This window comes from Burkholderia sp. RS01 (assembly GCF_039748055.1).
Taxonomy (GTDB): domain Bacteria; phylum Actinomycetota; class Actinomycetes; order Actinomycetales; family Micrococcaceae; genus Arthrobacter.
Window position 1 is genome coordinate 141,768 of the sequence record NZ_JBDLAK010000010.1, and the last position, 14,570, is coordinate 156,337.

General features: G+C 66.8%; 14 protein-coding genes. 6 read left to right on the top strand and 8 right to left on the bottom strand.

Annotation, left to right across the window (positions count from 1 at the left end):
- Positions 1–95: 95 nt before the first annotated feature.
- Entirely contained in the window at positions 96–2,543 is a 2,448-nt protein-coding gene (locus ABFP37_RS11420; protein ID WP_347033654.1) for a S8 family serine peptidase, read from the bottom strand.
- 244 nt (positions 2,544–2,787) lie between these two features.
- On the opposite strand from ABFP37_RS11420, the gene ABFP37_RS11425 reads away from it, so the two are divergent.
- The 3 genes from ABFP37_RS11425 to ABFP37_RS11435 are packed head-to-tail and all read left to right on the top strand — an operon-like array spanning position 2,788 to position 4,728.
- Positions 2,788–3,387 carry an SSI family serine proteinase inhibitor gene (locus tag ABFP37_RS11425; RefSeq protein ID WP_078026769.1) on the top strand — a complete coding sequence of 200 codons (600 nt, stop codon included), beginning with the start codon at positions 2,788–2,790 and terminating at the stop codon, positions 3,385–3,387.
- A 22-nt stretch (positions 3,388–3,409) separates the two neighbouring features.
- Positions 3,410–4,363 carry a 3-methyladenine DNA glycosylase gene (locus ABFP37_RS11430; protein ID WP_347033655.1) on the top strand — a complete coding sequence of 318 codons (954 nt, stop codon included), beginning with the start codon at positions 3,410–3,412 and terminating at the stop codon, positions 4,361–4,363.
- Positions 4,360–4,728 (top strand): serine protease inhibitor, encoded by a 369-nt coding sequence (locus ABFP37_RS11435; RefSeq protein ID WP_078026771.1) that lies wholly within the window; start codon positions 4,360–4,362, stop codon positions 4,726–4,728. Before ABFP37_RS11430 ends, ABFP37_RS11435 begins: the two co-directional genes overlap by 4 nt.
- A gap of 147 nt (positions 4,729–4,875) precedes the next feature.
- Here ABFP37_RS11435 and ABFP37_RS11440 read toward each other — a convergent pair whose 3' ends face one another.
- Both ABFP37_RS11440 and ABFP37_RS11445 read right to left on the bottom strand, forming a co-directional pair.
- Entirely contained in the window at positions 4,876–7,932 is a 3,057-nt protein-coding gene (locus ABFP37_RS11440; RefSeq protein WP_347033656.1) for a S8 family serine peptidase, read from the bottom strand.
- Positions 7,933–8,290: 358 nt separating this feature from the next.
- Positions 8,291–8,476 carry a hypothetical protein gene (locus tag ABFP37_RS11445; protein ID WP_078026772.1) on the bottom strand — a complete coding sequence of 62 codons (186 nt, stop codon included), beginning with the start codon at positions 8,474–8,476 and terminating at the stop codon, positions 8,291–8,293.
- Between the two features lie 238 nt (positions 8,477–8,714).
- Between ABFP37_RS11445 and purS the strand changes: the two genes are divergently transcribed.
- The 3 genes from purS to purL are packed head-to-tail and all read left to right on the top strand — an operon-like array spanning position 8,715 to position 12,071.
- Positions 8,715–8,966 carry a phosphoribosylformylglycinamidine synthase subunit PurS gene (purS, locus tag ABFP37_RS11450; protein WP_056631212.1) on the top strand — a complete coding sequence of 84 codons (252 nt, stop codon included), beginning with the start codon at positions 8,715–8,717 and terminating at the stop codon, positions 8,964–8,966.
- Between the two features lies 1 nt (position 8,967).
- Positions 8,968–9,741 (top strand): phosphoribosylformylglycinamidine synthase subunit PurQ, encoded by a 774-nt coding sequence (gene purQ, locus ABFP37_RS11455; protein WP_078026773.1) that lies wholly within the window; start codon positions 8,968–8,970, stop codon positions 9,739–9,741.
- Positions 9,738–12,071, top strand: a complete 2,334-nt coding sequence (purL, locus tag ABFP37_RS11460; RefSeq protein ID WP_078026774.1) for a phosphoribosylformylglycinamidine synthase subunit PurL — start codon at positions 9,738–9,740, stop codon at positions 12,069–12,071. Before purQ ends, purL begins: the two co-directional genes overlap by 4 nt.
- Positions 12,072–12,154: 83 nt before the next feature.
- Here the strand turns inward: purL and ABFP37_RS11465 are convergent, their stop codons facing one another.
- Genes ABFP37_RS11465 through ABFP37_RS11485 form a run of 5 tightly spaced genes read right to left on the bottom strand, consistent with a single transcriptional unit; the run spans position 12,155 to position 14,535 of the window.
- The gene (locus tag ABFP37_RS11465) at positions 12,155–12,448 is read right to left on the bottom strand and encodes a DUF503 domain-containing protein (protein WP_347033657.1); all 294 of its coding nucleotides are present in this window, start codon (positions 12,446–12,448) and stop codon (positions 12,155–12,157) included.
- Between the two features lie 20 nt (positions 12,449–12,468).
- Positions 12,469–12,786, bottom strand: coding sequence for a putative quinol monooxygenase (locus ABFP37_RS11470; protein ID WP_078026776.1), 318 nt, complete (start codon positions 12,784–12,786; stop codon positions 12,469–12,471).
- Positions 12,783–13,472 (bottom strand): hypothetical protein, encoded by a 690-nt coding sequence (locus tag ABFP37_RS11475; protein WP_347033658.1) that lies wholly within the window; start codon positions 13,470–13,472, stop codon positions 12,783–12,785. Before ABFP37_RS11475 ends, ABFP37_RS11470 begins: the two co-directional genes overlap by 4 nt.
- Positions 13,473–13,486: 14 nt before the next feature.
- Entirely contained in the window at positions 13,487–14,035 is a 549-nt protein-coding gene (locus ABFP37_RS11480) for a DUF1990 domain-containing protein (protein ID WP_347033659.1), read from the bottom strand.
- On the bottom strand, positions 14,032–14,535 hold the full coding sequence (locus tag ABFP37_RS11485) for an MmcQ/YjbR family DNA-binding protein (protein ID WP_347033660.1): 504 nt from the start codon (positions 14,533–14,535) through the stop codon (positions 14,032–14,034). The genes ABFP37_RS11480 and ABFP37_RS11485 overlap by 4 nt, the downstream gene beginning before the upstream one ends.
- Positions 14,536–14,570: the final 35 nt, after the last annotated feature.

Sequence of the window (14,570 nt, forward strand, 5' to 3'; positions counted from 1 at the left end):
GGCGCTTCGGCGCAAGCGGCAAACGCGCCACACGGACGACGCCGGCACTCACCACGTGCGGTGAGTGCCGGCGTCGTACGCTGTTGTCCCGACGGCTACGGCGCTACGGGCCGCACCGCCACCGGCGAGCGGACGCTGTTCTTGGACGAGGCCCAGGTCAGCGAGCCCATGGAGTAAGTGTCCAGCGCAGCTCCGGCAGTGGTGAAAGTAACCGTGAAAGTGGCGCTTTCACCCTCAGCCAGGGTCAGCTCGGCAGGGCTCACCGTTGCGGTGACGCCGGGGAGCGAGATAGCCGCCCGGTAGGTTCCCGCTGTCAGTGCCGTAACGCTGCGGGTGACGGTCTGGCTGCCGGCCAGCGAACCGAGCGCAATTGACGGCACATTGACATCCTTGGCGGCAATCGCCGCCACGCCCAACTGGAATCCCTGCCCTTGGAGGAAGCCCATCCAGTCGGCGATTCCCGCGTCATAGACGAGCCCTGGGGACGAGAATTTGGCGGGATCCACGTGACCTGCGCCCTGGGCGAAGACGTCGTGCACGGCTGCACCGTCAGCGTTGACCAGGTCATAGGCGGTGGTCATGATGGCGGACTTCACAGCCGCCGGCGACCACTGCGGGTGCTTTCCGAGCAGCAGGGCGCCGGAGCCGGCAATGTGGGGCGCGGCCATTGATGTGCCGGACAGGAACCCGAAGTCCTCGCCCTTGAAACCTATCGGCGAAACGGCCGCCAGGACTGCCACGCCGGGAGCAGTGACGTCGGGCTTCAGCAGGTCGCCGTCGGACGCCAACGTTGGCCCGCGGGAGGAGAATTCCGCGATCTGCGGCACCGGCGGCAGTTTCGCGCCCGTGGTGTCAGTGGCCTTGAGGCTTGCCTTCAGCCCCGGATTCGCCGTGACCACATCCTTGATCTTGGGGTCGTCGATGTGGACGGTGGGAACACTGTGCAGGTCCGCGTCGAGGGATCCCGGGGTGAGGTTGACCAGCACCATGCCCACACCGCCGGCCCGCTTCACCTCGTCACTCTTGTCGACGCGCGGCACCACACCCCGGTCGCAGACCACGATCTTTCCGGCCGCCTTGGCCGGGTCCAGGGTGTTGGGAGCGCAGAGGGCCGCGTTCGCGTCCACGGCAGCGGCCGCCTTCACGGTTACTGCCAGGACGATGGGCTTCGAGTCCACCTCGGTGCTCATCACGCTGGCTCCGGCGAATTTCGCGCCGTTGGACAGCTCAGCGGTTCCACGCAGGGAGTTGTCGAACGTGGAGGCCGCAACGCTGGTCAGCCAGGGACCCGCGTGGTTCACCGTGCCCGCCCCCGGACCGGAGTTGCCTGCCGACGTCGCCACAAAGACGCCGGCGGCCGCGGCGTTGAGGAAGGCCAGGGAAACGGCGTCAACCGTTGAATTGTTGTTGCCGGAGATGGAGTAGTTCAGTACGTCCACGCCGTCCAGGACCGCATCCTGGATGGCGTTGAGGATGTCGGATTCCAGGCAGCCCGTTGCCTCCGGGACTGCGCCTTCCCAGCAGACCTTATATACGGCGATCTTCGCCGCCGGGGCGACGCCCGAGCTCTTGCCGAAGTCCCGTCCGCCCGCCACCTGGGTGACGTCGCTGTTCCCGGCCGCGGTGCTGCCGGTGTGCGAACCGTGGCCGTTCACGTCCACCGGGGAAAACTTTTCAAGCGGCGACCGGAGCTCAGGGGGAACCGCGGCCTTGTAGGCCTGGTCGTAGAACCTGGCGCCAAGGACTTTGCTGTTGCACTCGGTGCCGTCAAAGCCGTCACCGCTGACGCAGTTCCCGACAAACGTTCCGCCGTTGGCCTTCTGCATGCCAATGACGTTGTCCTGGAGACGGAAGGGTTCGCCAACCTTGGGGCGGCCCGACAACGGTTTGACTTCGTCGCCGGCGAAGAACGGGTTCTCCGGCGAGTAGCCGGTGTCCAGCATTCCCACAACCACGCCCTTACCGGCATCGCGCTTGCCGCCGAAGTGCTCATTCCAGACGCCGTCGCCGCCGGGAAGGCCGAGGAAATCGCTGGTGGAGTAGTCGGGCTTGCGCAGGCTGTCGGGGACCACGGCCAGCACGTTACCGTCACCGGCCAGCCCCTTGACCTGCGCCGCCGAGAGTACGGCGCTGAAGGCGTTGACGGCCAGGGTGAAGCTCCTGTTGATGGTCACGCCCTTCGCGGCGGCCGCTTGCCTCTGCTTGGCCTTGAGGTGCGCGTCGTACTTACGCGAGTTGGGGCCGGAGGGATTCAGCTTCTTGCCCTTCGGGACCGCCGTGCCGGGAATGCCGGGCACACCGCCCGAATACGTCGCCAGCGGCTTGTCCTTGAGCATCACAATGTAGCGGCCGTCGAGCGATGAGCCGCCGGGGCTTGCGGCCGCCTGTGCGGCTGCCTGTGCGGATACCTGTGCGGATACCGGCCCTGGCGCGGCCGTCGTCGGCGCGGCCAAGCCCTGGCTGATGACCATTGCAAGACCAACGGCCAGTACTGCGGGTAGCCGTCTGCTGCCGGGGCGGGGGGTTTTTGGATGGGGGGTCATGGGGAGATGCCTTCCTTTGTTCTTGGACCTGTAGACCTTTGGTCCTGTGAACTGGACGCTCTGCCCCCCATGGGCGTCATCACTTTTTGGTTTTTACCGCGCACCCGTCAATGTCAGAAAGATACCGCGGACGCCGCGAAGAATCGATACCCTTCCGTTAGCAATCGGCCGATACCGTTACCGGCCCGTTCGGGCGGCCGGAAGCCGCCGACGGTAGAATGGGAAAAACTTGAGGAGACCCGGCATGCGCAAGCAACTGATTTCTGTGCTGCTCGCCCTCGGAGCGATGGGCGGGCTTGCCGCCTGCACCCCAGGCACCGGACCCGGTCAGCCTTCGGCGACGCCCACCAGCGAAGCCCCCGGCACCGGAACACAATCGCCGGGAGTCACGCCCGGCCCGGGAACGTCTTCCCCTGCGGGCAGCACGCCGCCCGACGCCGAGACCACCGTTCCCGCTCCGGCACCGCCTGCTGCGTCGCCGCTGCCGTCAGGGCCCGGCACCGGCGACGCCGAGCTCTCCATCACCGTGAAGGCGTCCAAAGACGGAACCGCCGTCAACTACACACTGGTGTGCAAGGGCGGCGTTCCCGTGGCCGAAAGCCAGCATCCCAAGGCCGCTGCGGCCTGCACGGCGCTGAAGAAGAATGCGGCCATCCTGAACCGCGCTGCGCCCAGCAAGGATGTCTCCTGCACCCAGCAGTACGCTGGCCCGCAGGTTGCCACCGTCACGGGAGTGGTCGACGGCACGCCTGTGGAGACAACGTTCTCCCTGCGCGACGGCTGCGAAATCGGCGCCTGGAACGCCGCCCAGGACGTCCTCGGTTCCTCCAGCGGGTCTGTCTAGGACTGTGGAGCACCTCAGGACATTGCCGGGCACGACTCCGGCCGCCCAGCCGCATGTGCTTCCTCCGGACGACTGGCGGGCGCGCGAGGCCGCCCATGCCGAGCGCGTGCGCCGCTACGCCGACCCCTACCTTGAACGCCGTTCGGCCGGCCGCAAGCACCCGGTGGAGGATTTCCTCTTCACCTACTACACGCAGAAGCCGGGCCAGCTCATGCGCTGGCATCCGGGTGACGGCGCCGTGCTCTCCGGCACGGACGCAGCGGCGCGGGCGGGCTGGAAGTACTACCGCACGCTCAGCACCGCCGAACTTGCCGCCGCCCGCCTGCCGGCCGGCAGCGTTGCCGTGACCCTGGACCGGGCCTCGTTCCTGGCCGAGCGCCGCGACGCCCTGGTCTTCGCCCAGATCATCCTGGCAGGCACCGCCGCCCGCCCGGCCCAGTTCGGGTGCTTCGGCCTGCATGAATGGGCCATGGTCTACCGGCAGGAGAAATTCGAGCTCCGCCACGAATACCTGAACCTGCGGCTGGGCGCCTCCGGCACCGACAAGGTGGTCGAGGACAACAGGATCCGCTGCTCGCACTTTGACGCGTTCCGTTTCTATTCGCCGGACGCCCAACCGCTGAACGAATTCTCGCCCAGCAGGGAGAACCAGCGGACCATGGAGCAGCCCGGCTGCCTGCACGCCAACATGGACCTGTACAAATGGGCCTACAAGCTCTCGCCGGCCCTGCCCAGCGAACTCATAATGGACTGCTTCGAGTTGTCCTGGCGCGTACGGGCCATGGACATGCAGGCCTCACCCTACGACCTCACGGACTGGGGCTACCCGCCGATCCGGATAGAGACGGCCGAGGGCAAGGCAGCCTACGTGGAGCACCAGCGGGCTTTCTCCGCGGAGGCCCAGGTGCTGCGGGCCCGCCTGTTGGCGGAGCTGGCGCCGATGTTCGATGCCCTGGCCGCGGAGGAGCGGCCGTGAGCCGCGCGGAACCGGCTCCCGACTTCGACCTGACGGTCACCCTGACCGAGTCCCCCGGCAGTCCTGCCCACGTCTTCACGCTGGTTTGCCGTTCCGGCCGCCTCTCCGAATCAACGCTGCCGGACCCCGCGGGGGCGATTGCCGCCGTCGAACGCTTCGGCGAGCGGATCTTCTTCCCCGAGCCTGGCCCGCCCAAACTCTGCACACAGCAGTATGGCGGTCCGCAGGTGGCAGTGGTGACCGGCCACTATGGCGGACGCACGGTGCAGTCGCGGTTCTCGCTGACGGACGGCTGCGAGATTGCGCGCTGGCGCGCACTGTCCCCGCTCCTGGGCGGAATTGCCGGGTCTGCAGGTGCCATCTGAGCCATCTTCCGCCGGTCAGGTGCCCGGCAGCGCCGGAGTAGCCGGCGTCTCAGCAGGACTCCCGCTTAACGGCAATGGCCGGCGGTGTTAACCGCCGGCCATCGCTGTCAGGACCCCCAACAAAGGGAACCCGGATCCGGGACCTTCCTAGATGGAGTTATCCGGAGTCCGCGTCAGGTCGTCATTGACGACCTTCCCCGTTTCCTTCTTTTTCTTCGGATTTTCCGAAGCCGGCGGGACCCCTGCACTGCCTCCCGGTGTCACCACGACGCTGACGAACGTCGGTGCACTGGCACCGTCGAACGTCACCCGGCCAATGTAGGACCCCGGAGCCAGGGCCTTCCACGCCAGGGCGAGCTGGCCGGCCCTGCCGTTGCCAAGCCGCACGGGGTCCGGCGTCACTGTTGCGTTGCCCTCGTTTGCGCCAAGGACAGCCGCGTCCACGGATGCCTTGGTGGCCTGGCCTTTGGGGCTGTCGTAGAGGTTCACGAACATCCGGTACGTGCCCGGGGCCGGGTTGGGGATGGAGACCGATTCGCTGGCGGCAGCCGTCGCGACAACGACGGACTGGCCGCTGGGCGTGACGACCACCATGTCGAAGTCGGCGCTTTCATCCGCGGAGAACACGGACAGCTTGGCCAGAGGGACGTTCGCCGGGACCTCCACCGTCTTGACGAAGTTCGACGCATCGGCAGCGTACTTGAACGGCCCCGGAACCAGCTCAATGGCGGAGGAATCCGCCTTGGACAGTCCGTCCAGCGTCACGTTCGTGGGCGAGTTGGAACCCGAAACGATGCTGATGTTTCCGGCCCCGTTGCCTGCCGGAGCCGTGAACGCGACGTTCTTGGGCGCCACCACTGACTGAGGACGGACCGCGATCGGCGACGCCACGTTCTTGTTGGCCCCCTGCCAGGTGAGCGAACCCGTGGCGAACTGCCCCAACTTTGCGCTCTGGTTTTCGAAGGACACCTTGAACGTGCGCTTCTCGCCGGCCGCGCCGAACTGCAGGATGGACGGCGTGACCGTGACCTTCACTCCCGGCACGCTGGCCTTGGCGCGGTATACGCCGGGCGTCAGTGCGGTCACCGTGCGGGTGACCTCGATCTTGCCGGCAAGATTGCCGAGGGAGAAGGACGGGACGTTCATGTCGCGGGGCTTGGCGACGCCGAGGCCGGGCATGCCCAGATCGACGCCGGTGCCCTGGATGAACCTGAGGTAGTCATCGCCGTCGGCGTCGTAGACCAGTCCCGGATCCAGTAGGCGGGCCGGATCAACCTGCCCGGCACCGGTGGCCAGCACATCGGTGTTCTTCTTGCCGTCGGCGAGCTTGACGTCGCCCGCGGTGGTCATCATGGCCGATTTGACGGCTGCCGGCGACCACGCCGGGTTCTTGCCCAGGATGAGGGCGCCGAAACCTGCCACGTGCGGCGAGGCCATGGACGTGCCAGACATGAATCCGAACTTGTCACCCCCGGCGCCGATCGGCGAGACACCGGCCAGCACGGCGACGCCGGGCGCTGCGACGTCGGGCTTCAGCAGATCCGAATCCGTGGCAATCAGCGGTCCGCGCGAAGAGAAGCCGGCGATCTGGGGCTGCGCCTCGGCGGGCAGTCCCGTGGTGTCCTTGTTGATGAGGGAGACGGTGATGGCCGGGTTTGCCGCCACCTTGGCCTTGATCGTCTCGGTGGCCGGCGGGTTGAGGTGGACCGTGGGGACGGAGTGCTTGTCGGCGTCCAGCGACGATGCGGTCACGTTCACCAGGATCATCCCGACGCCGCCGCCGCGCGCCACTTCGGCGCTCTTGGCCACGCGGTCGTACGTGCCGCGGTCACAGACCACCACTTTCCCGGCGATTTTCGCCGGGTCCAGCGAGCCCGGGCCGCACAGCCGCGGAGCGGGATCCTGCCCGGAAGCTGCATCGGCGGCAAGCACGACGCCGGCGCCCGCTACTTCGCGGTTCATGATGCTGGCCCCACGGAACTTGCTGCCGTCGGAGAACTCCACCGTGCCCTGCAGCTCCTGGGAGAAGCTGCTCGCTGCTACGGTGGTGACCCACGGTTCCCCGTGGTTGACCGTGCTGGCGTCGGGGCCGGAGTTTCCGGCCGAAGCGGCCACAAAGACTCCGGCGGAGGCGGCTGACAGGAACGCCAGGGATACCGGATCCGTGGTGGTGGACGTGGTTCCGGAGATGGAGTAGTTCAGGACGTCGACGCCGTCCAGCACGGCCTGGTTGATGGCATCAATGGATGCCGAGGTGTAGCAGCCGCCTGTGGCGGGGTCATTGTCTTCCCAGCAGATCTTGTAGATCGAGAGCTTGGCTGCCGGGGCAACGCCGCTCGTGGTTCCGAAGCTGCGGCCGTCCACGAACGACTCCACGTTGGCGTTGCCGGCGGCGGTGCTGGCGGTGTGGGTGCCGTGGCTGGCGACGTCAACCGGGGAAATGAGCTCTTCCGGCGCGCGGTCCTTCTTGGCCACCGTTGCCTCGAAGGCGTCGGAGAAGTAGCGTGCGCTGAGGACCTTGGAGTTGCAGGCGCTGCCGTCGAACCCTTCGCCTGCCTGGCAGTCACCCTCGAAGGTGCTGCCGTCCGACTTCAGCATGGCGATCTTGCCGTCGCCGGTGCGGTACGGGACGCCGACCTGCGGTTCGCCGGTGAGGGGCTTGACGTCGCTGCCTGCGAAGAACTCGCTGGAGGGCGTGTACCCGGAGTCGATGACGCCCACCACGACGCCCTTGCCCGCGCCGTTCTGGCCGCCGAACTTGGTGTTCCAGGTGCCTTTGGCCCCGCTGAGCTTCAGGAAATCGGTGGTGGAGTAGTCCGGTGCCCGCTGGGTGTCCGGAGCGACTGCGAGGACGCCGGGGTTCTTGGCGAGGTTCACGGCCTGGTCCGCCGTCAGCGTTGCGCTAAAGCCGTTCAAGGCCGCGGTGTAGCGGTGCCGGATCTGCACGTTCTCCTGTTGGGCCACCGCCGTCTGCTTCGCCTCAAGATGGGTCTGGTACCGCTTCACTTCGGCCCGGTCGGCGTCGAGTTTCCGCCCGGAACGGGGCTTGGTGGCCTGCAGCCCCGGTGTGCCGCCGTCGTACGTGGCGGCGGGCTTTTCGGTCAGGACCACAATGTAGCGGCCCGCCTGGTAGTCGTTCGGATTGATGTTCTTTTGCTGGGCTGCCGGCGGCGTGCCCTGGATCGGGGCTGCGGTGGCCGGCAAGGCTGCTAGCGATGAAAGGAGCAAAGGCAAACCGACACACAGTGCGGCTGCTTTCCGGGCCCCCCGGCTTCGGAAGAAGCTTTTTCCTGCTGATTTCACGAGTGATTTGAACCTTTCATAAGGAACGGCCCCGGCTACGCTGCCGGGCGCAAGGGTGTCGTGTCACGTTGGTTGACAGGTCTTGTCAGGCCATGCGAACGGCAGCCGATCCCACAGTACCTACTGATAGGTAGTTATGACATAGGACACAAACACAATTTTGGGGTTGTCACTCGAAAACGGTCCGTTAAAAGCAACCGGCGGGCGCCCGCGAGGGGCACCCGCCGGTGCGGCGTGCGGTAGCGCGCTGGTGGACCGGCTACTGCCGGGGCGTGCGGACCACGTCACTGATCCACTGGCGCGTCTTTTCGTCCACCGGGCCTGCGACCCGGTGCTGTTTGGCAGCGCGGTCAGCCTTGATCTTTTGGAGGACCATTTTCCCCAGCCCCGCGAAGACAGCGGCAGCAACCATCGGCAACAGTACGGATTTCGGTTTCTCACCCATTCCGCAATCCTACTGACGGCGGGGACGGCGGGCCAGAGCCGCCGTCGCCCTTCATGCCTGCCGGCGCCGGCAGCCCCGAATACGGAGTGCGCCGCCGGGGCCGGTAGAATAGGCAAGCAAGCTCGCGGAGCGCTCGTCCATGTCGTGCCATTTGTACCACCCAGGCCACAGCGGAATGGCGTGAGACGGCACCACTCCGCTGCGCCCTTACCCAATGCTCACGCACAGGAGTTACCGGATGCCCCGGATCGTTGTCGACGTCATGCCCAAGCCCGAGATTCTGGACCCGCAGGGGAAGGCCATCGTGGGTGCACTCCCCCGCCTGGGCTTCACCAGCTTTAGCTCTGTCCGCCAGGGCAAGCGTTTCGAACTGACCGTCGACGGTGAGGTGACCGACGCAATCCTGGCCCAGGCCCGCGAAGCCGCGGAGACCCTGCTGTCCAACCCCGTGATCGAGGACGTCGTCAACGTCGAGGTCGTCGAGGCCTGAAATGACTGAACTTCCCCTGATCGGCGAAGCAATCGCCGTCGCCGCCGAGCCGCGGCTGGCCGGCGCCCGAATCGGCGTCGTCACCTTCCCGGGAACGCTGGATGACCGCGACGCCGCCCGCGCCGTCGGCCTCGCCGGCGGCACTGCCGTGCCGCTGTGGCACGCGGACAACGCACTCGGTGAGGTGGACGCCGTCGTCATTCCCGGCGGTTTCTCCTACGGCGACTATCTCCGGGCCGGCGCCATCGCGCGCTTTGCGCCGCTGATGTCCAAGATCATCGACGCCGCCAACTCCGATGCCAAGCTGCCCGTGCTGGGCATCTGCAACGGTTTCCAGATCCTCACCGAGTCGCACCTGCTGCCCGGTTCGATGATCAAGAACGACCACCTGAAGTTCATGTGCCGCGACCAGGTGCTGCGGGTTGAAAACAACAGCACCGACTGGACCCTCGATTACGAGGCAGGCCAGGAGATCACGGTGCCGCTGAAGAACCAGGACGGCCAGTACATCGCCGACGAGAAAACCCTCGACGCCCTCGAGGCCGAAGGCCGCGTCGTGTTCCGCTACGTGGGCTTCAACCCGAACGGCTCCCGCCGCGACATCGCCGGCATCTCCAACGCCGCCGGCAACGTGGTGGGCCTCATGCCCCACCCGGAGCACGCGGTGGAGGTGGGCTACGGTCCCGAGTCCCTCGATGGAATCGGCGGATCGGACACCGACGGCCTCGCCTTCTTCACCTCTGTCCTGAACAAGATCGTGGGAGCAAACAAATGACGGAGACACCCTCAGTGGCAGCGCCCGTGGAGACCGCCCGGAAGTTCAACATCGACACCGTCGAGAACGCCGCCAAAACCCCTGACACCGAACTGCCCTGGGCCGAGCTGGGCCTGAAGCAGAACGAGTTCGAAGAGGTCGTCAAGGTCCTGGGCCGCCGCCCGACCGGCGCCGAGCTCGCCATGTACTCCGTGATGTGGAGCGAGCACTGCTCCTACAAGTCCTCCAAGAACCACCTGCGCCAGTTCGGCGAGAAGGTGACCGAGGAAATGAAGAAGGACATGCTGGTGGGCATCGGCGAAAACGCCGGCGTCACCAACCTGGGCGACGGCTGGGCCGTCACGTTCAAGATCGAGTCCCACAACTCGCCGTCGTTCGTGGAGCCCTACCAGGGCGCCGCAACCGGCATCGGCGGCATCGTCCGCGACATCATCTCCATGGGCGCCCGCCCGGTGGCCGTGATGGACCCGCTGCGCTTCGGCGCCATCGACCACCCGGACACGGCCCGTGTCATGCACGGCGCCGTTGCGGGCATCGGCGGCTACGGCAACTCGCTCGGCCTGCCCAACATCGGCGGCGAGATGGTCTTCGATTCCGTGTACCAGGGCAACCCGCTGGTCAACGCGCTGGCTGTCGGCGTCATGCGCCACGAGGACATCCGCCTCGCCAACGCTTCCGGCAAGGGCAACAAGGTGGTGCTGTTCGGTGCCCGCACCGGCGGCGACGGCATCGGTGGCGCATCGGTGCTGGCCTCCGAGTCCTTCGACGACACCAAGCCGTCCAAGCGCCCCGCCGTCCAGGTGGGCGACCCCTTCGCCGAGAAGGTCCTGATCGAGTGCTGCCTGGAGCTGTTCAAGGGCTCACTGGTTGAAGGCATCCAGGACCTGGGCGCCGCAGGCATCTCCTGCGCCACGTCCGAGCTCGCCTCCAACGGCGACGGCGGCATGGAGGTCGAACTGACCTCCGTCCTGCTGCGCGACCCCACGCTGACCCCGGGCGAAATCCTGATGTCGGAGTCGCAGGAACGCATGATGGCCGTGGTCACCCCCGAGAACATCGCGGCGTTTGAAGCCGTCATGGACAAGTGGGCGGTGGAGTACTCCTGGTTGGGCGAGGTGACCGACACCGGCCGCCTGATCATCACGTGGGAAGGCGAGGTCATTGTCGACGTCGACCCGCGCACCGTTGCACACGACGGCCCGGTCTACGACCGCCCGTACGCCCGCCCCGAATGGCAGGACTCCGTCCAGGCCGACTCCTTCACCGGATCGGTCCAGGATGCCGGCCGCCCCGCCGCCCCGGCGGAACTGGCCGCTGCCGTCACCGAGCTCGTGGCTTCGCCGAACATGTGCAGCAAGGACTGGATCACCAACCAGTACGACCGCTACGTCGGCGGCAACACGGCCATGGCGTTCCCGGACGATGCCGGCGTGGTCCGGGTAGATCAGGAAACCGGGCTGGGCGTGGCCCTTGCCACCGATGCCAACGGCCGCTACACCTACCTCGATCCATATCAGGGCGCGCAGCTCGCGCTGGCCGAGGCGTACCGCAACGTTGCCACCTCCGGCGCCGTGCCGATGGCCGTCAGCGACTGCCTGAACTTCGGTTCCCCCGAGGACCCGGACGTCATGTGGCAGCTTGCCGAGGCCATCCGCGGCCTGTCGGACGCCTGCATGGAACTGGGCATCCCGGTCACCGGCGGCAACGTCTCGCTGTACAACCAGACCGGCACCACCCCGATCCACCCCTCCCCTGTGGTGGCTGTGCTGGGCAAGCTCGACGACGTCGCCCGCCGCACGCCGTCGGGCTGGCGCGAAGACGGCCAGGCCATCTACCTGCTGGGCACCACTGCAGCGGAACTGGACGGCTCGGAATGGTCCAACATGCGCGGACACCTGGGCGGTTTGCCGCCCAAGGTTGACCTCGCCGCCGAACGCGCACTGGGTGAAATTTTGATCAACGCGTCCCGCGACGGCATGGTGGACTCCGCGCACGACCTCTCCGAAGGCGGCCTCGCGGCAGCCCTCGTGGAATCCTCGCTGCGCTACGGCGTGGGTGCCCGGATCGCGCTCCAGGATGTCCTGGACCGCGACGGCGTTGACCTGTTCACGGCGCTGTTCTCCGAGTCCCAGGGCCGCGCCATCGTGGGCGTCCCGCGCTCCGAGGAAGTCCGCTTCACGGACATGTGCACCGCCCGGGGCTTTGCGCACCTTCGCATCGGCGTGGTGGACGCAGCCAGCGGCCAGCTGGAGATCAACGGTGTGGATCCGCTTCCGCTTGATGCACTCCGCGAAGCCCACGAGGCCACGCTGCCGAAGTACTTCGGCTAAGGGTTCCCTGCTTGAACCAACGCGGGGTCACTTACCGCCCATAAATCCCTCGGATTGGGCGCTAAGTGACCCCGCGTTGCTCGTTAGTCCTGGCTGTGGAGTTCGCGCTGCCGCGCGCTGAGCAGCTCGATCTCCGGCCGGGCAGCCACGAAGCGCTCGACGGCGGTGAGCACCTCCACAAGGTGCGCCCGGTCGGCGGCGACCAGTCCGGCCCCCACCCGGGCGCGCCGGTACTGCTCATGGTCCCCGACTTCTGCAACGGAGACGTCGAAGCGGCGCTTGACCTCCGCCAGCAGCGGCCTGATGAAGGAGCGCTTCTCCTTAAGGCTCTGGACGTCCCCGAGAAGGATGTCGAACTCAATCCATCCGATCCACATGGCTTAATCGTAGCGACGGGTCAGATGGTGAGTTCGCCCATCCGGTCCCAGCCCTCGCCGTCGAGCTGGCGGCTGATGATGTGCGGTGTCTCCGCGAGTGCCTGCGGCATGTCGGCCATGGCCTTCTTGAAGTGGGCACTGTTGACGTGGTCCCCCGCGGCGTCGTCCTTGAACGCTTCCACCAGCACAAACTCGTGGGGATCGTCCACGCTGCGGGACCAGTCGAACCAGAGGTTGCCGGGCTCATGCCGGGTGGCCTCGGTGAAGTCAGCCACGAGGTCGAGCCACTTCTCGGACCAGTCGGGCTTGACCTTGAATTTAACGACAATAAAGATCACGGGAGATTGCCTTCCAATCGTGGATTGCTGGGGTCAGCTTTTGCACCCAAAGGGACAATTCTTTCACCGGCCAGGGCCTGCTCGCATTCCTCGATCGCCGCACGGGCGTATTGCTGCTGGGCCGGCGTTCCTGCCCGCTCCGCCCATTGTTCGGCCAGCTGGAACTCCACCAGGGCTTCGGTAAGCCGGCCTGAGTCATGGAGCGTCCAGCCCAGGTTGTTGTGCAGCGCCACCATCCAGCGCCTGGCGAAGGCGTCGTGGGCGGTGGACGCGTACTCCAGGGTGCTCCGGGTCCAGGTTTCCGCATGCGCGGAGTCCGCAATGGCCAGCATGTGCAGCGCGTCCACGGCGAGGAACTCCTCGCCGAGATGGTCACCGAGTTCGGCCGCCTGCTCGAACAGCGGCACCGCCATCGCGGCGTGGCCGCTCGAATTCAGGACCCGTCCGCGCTCCAGCAGGATCCGGACGCCGATCGTCGGCTCGTCCTCCCCGTCAATTGAATCCAGCAGTGCGTCCGCCTCTTCGAAGCGGCCCTGCAGTCCGATCGCACGCCCCAGCTGGGTGGCGAGCTCGGCCCTTTCGTCGGCGTCGTATTTCTGGTCGGATATCGCGTCCCGGAAATGCTGCTCGGACAGCTCCGGATCCTCGAAATTCCATAAACGGTCAAGGGTCTTTTGGTCCAGCATGTACCTTCTCCTGATCAGCTTTCACCTGCGGCGAGTTGGCGTGCACCTTCAATGTATCGGGAAGTGATGAGGCTCTGCGCCCGCCTGGCAAAGGCGCCGCCCGCCGTGTAGAACCAGTTGGAGTGCCGGCTGAAGGCCGTGATCTTGAGGAACACGCTGCCGCTCGCATCGATCTGGACCTCGAACGCCTCCTCGCCCCGCTCGGGATGACCCGGCAGCGTGCCGTAGGCGAAGCCCGCCGACTGCGGCCCGTCGCCCGGCAGCGGCCGGTGGACCCACACAACCTCGCACGGGGCGTTGATGCGGAAAGGACCGATGCCGAAGCCGCTCACCACGCGCGCGCCCGGGACCACGACGGCGGACTCCGTGCGGACCCGCAGCCCGGACCGCCGCTGCAGCTCCCAGGCCAGCACTCCGCGCACCACCCTGCGGTAGACGGCGAGGCCTTCGCCGAGGTAGTTCTGCGACACCAGGCACGGGAATCCCTCCGGGGGCTGGCCGTACTCGGTGGAACCGATGCCGGGGTAGTTGAGCTCGCCGCGTGCCAGGCGCTTTTCAGTCAACGCCGAGGTCCCGTGCTGCCCGCATCGACGGATGCGGAGCCGGGGCCGGAGCCGCCGTCTGCGGCGGGGGCTCCAGCGCCGTCGTCGGACGCCGTGCCGCGGGCGCCGGCCAAACGCGCCCAGCCAAGATGCTCCTGCTGCTTCCTGCTCAGTGACGCAACAACAAGGTCGTAGGAATCCTCCACCATGTCGCGGATCATGTCGTCCGGCAATGATCCGTCGAGCCGCACGCCGTTCCAGTGCGTTTTATTCATGTGCCAGGCGCCGGTAATTTCGGGGTGTGCCGCGCGAAGCTGCTCCGCCAACGCCGGCTCGCATTTGAGGCTCACGGACCAGTCGTCCGGATCCATTGCGGAGGCCGCGAACATCTTGGCCGCATGCCGCGCGCCTCCGGCCACGGCGGCCCGTACCTTGAAGACGGACGTCTCCGGGCCGAAGGGGAAGTCCTCGAAGGCCCCCGGAAAGCTGAGGCAGATCTCCCTGAGTTCGGCTGTGTCCATGCAGCGAGCCTACAAAGCCTTCCACGCCGGTGCTA

What these genes read in the sequence shown, in the direction of transcription:
- ABFP37_RS11420 (WP_347033654.1), bottom strand. Translation starts at nt 2,543, where the DNA reads ATGACCCCCCATCCAAAAACCCCCCGCCCCGGCAGCAGACGGCTACCC.
- ABFP37_RS11425 (WP_078026769.1), top strand. Translation starts at nt 2,788, where the DNA reads ATGCGCAAGCAACTGATTTCTGTGCTGCTCGCCCTCGGAGCGATGGGC.
- ABFP37_RS11445 (WP_078026772.1), bottom strand. Translation starts at nt 8,476, where the DNA reads ATGGGTGAGAAACCGAAATCCGTACTGTTGCCGATGGTTGCTGCCGCT.
- purS (WP_056631212.1), top strand. Translation starts at nt 8,715, where the DNA reads ATGCCCCGGATCGTTGTCGACGTCATGCCCAAGCCCGAGATTCTGGAC.
- purQ (WP_078026773.1), top strand. Translation starts at nt 8,968, where the DNA reads ATGACTGAACTTCCCCTGATCGGCGAAGCAATCGCCGTCGCCGCCGAG.
- purL (WP_078026774.1), top strand. Translation starts at nt 9,738, where the DNA reads ATGACGGAGACACCCTCAGTGGCAGCGCCCGTGGAGACCGCCCGGAAG.
- ABFP37_RS11465 (WP_347033657.1), bottom strand. Translation starts at nt 12,448, where the DNA reads ATGTGGATCGGATGGATTGAGTTCGACATCCTTCTCGGGGACGTCCAG.
- ABFP37_RS11475 (WP_347033658.1), bottom strand. Translation starts at nt 13,472, where the DNA reads ATGCTGGACCAAAAGACCCTTGACCGTTTATGGAATTTCGAGGATCCG.
- ABFP37_RS11485 (WP_347033660.1), bottom strand. Translation starts at nt 14,535, where the DNA reads ATGGACACAGCCGAACTCAGGGAGATCTGCCTCAGCTTTCCGGGGGCC.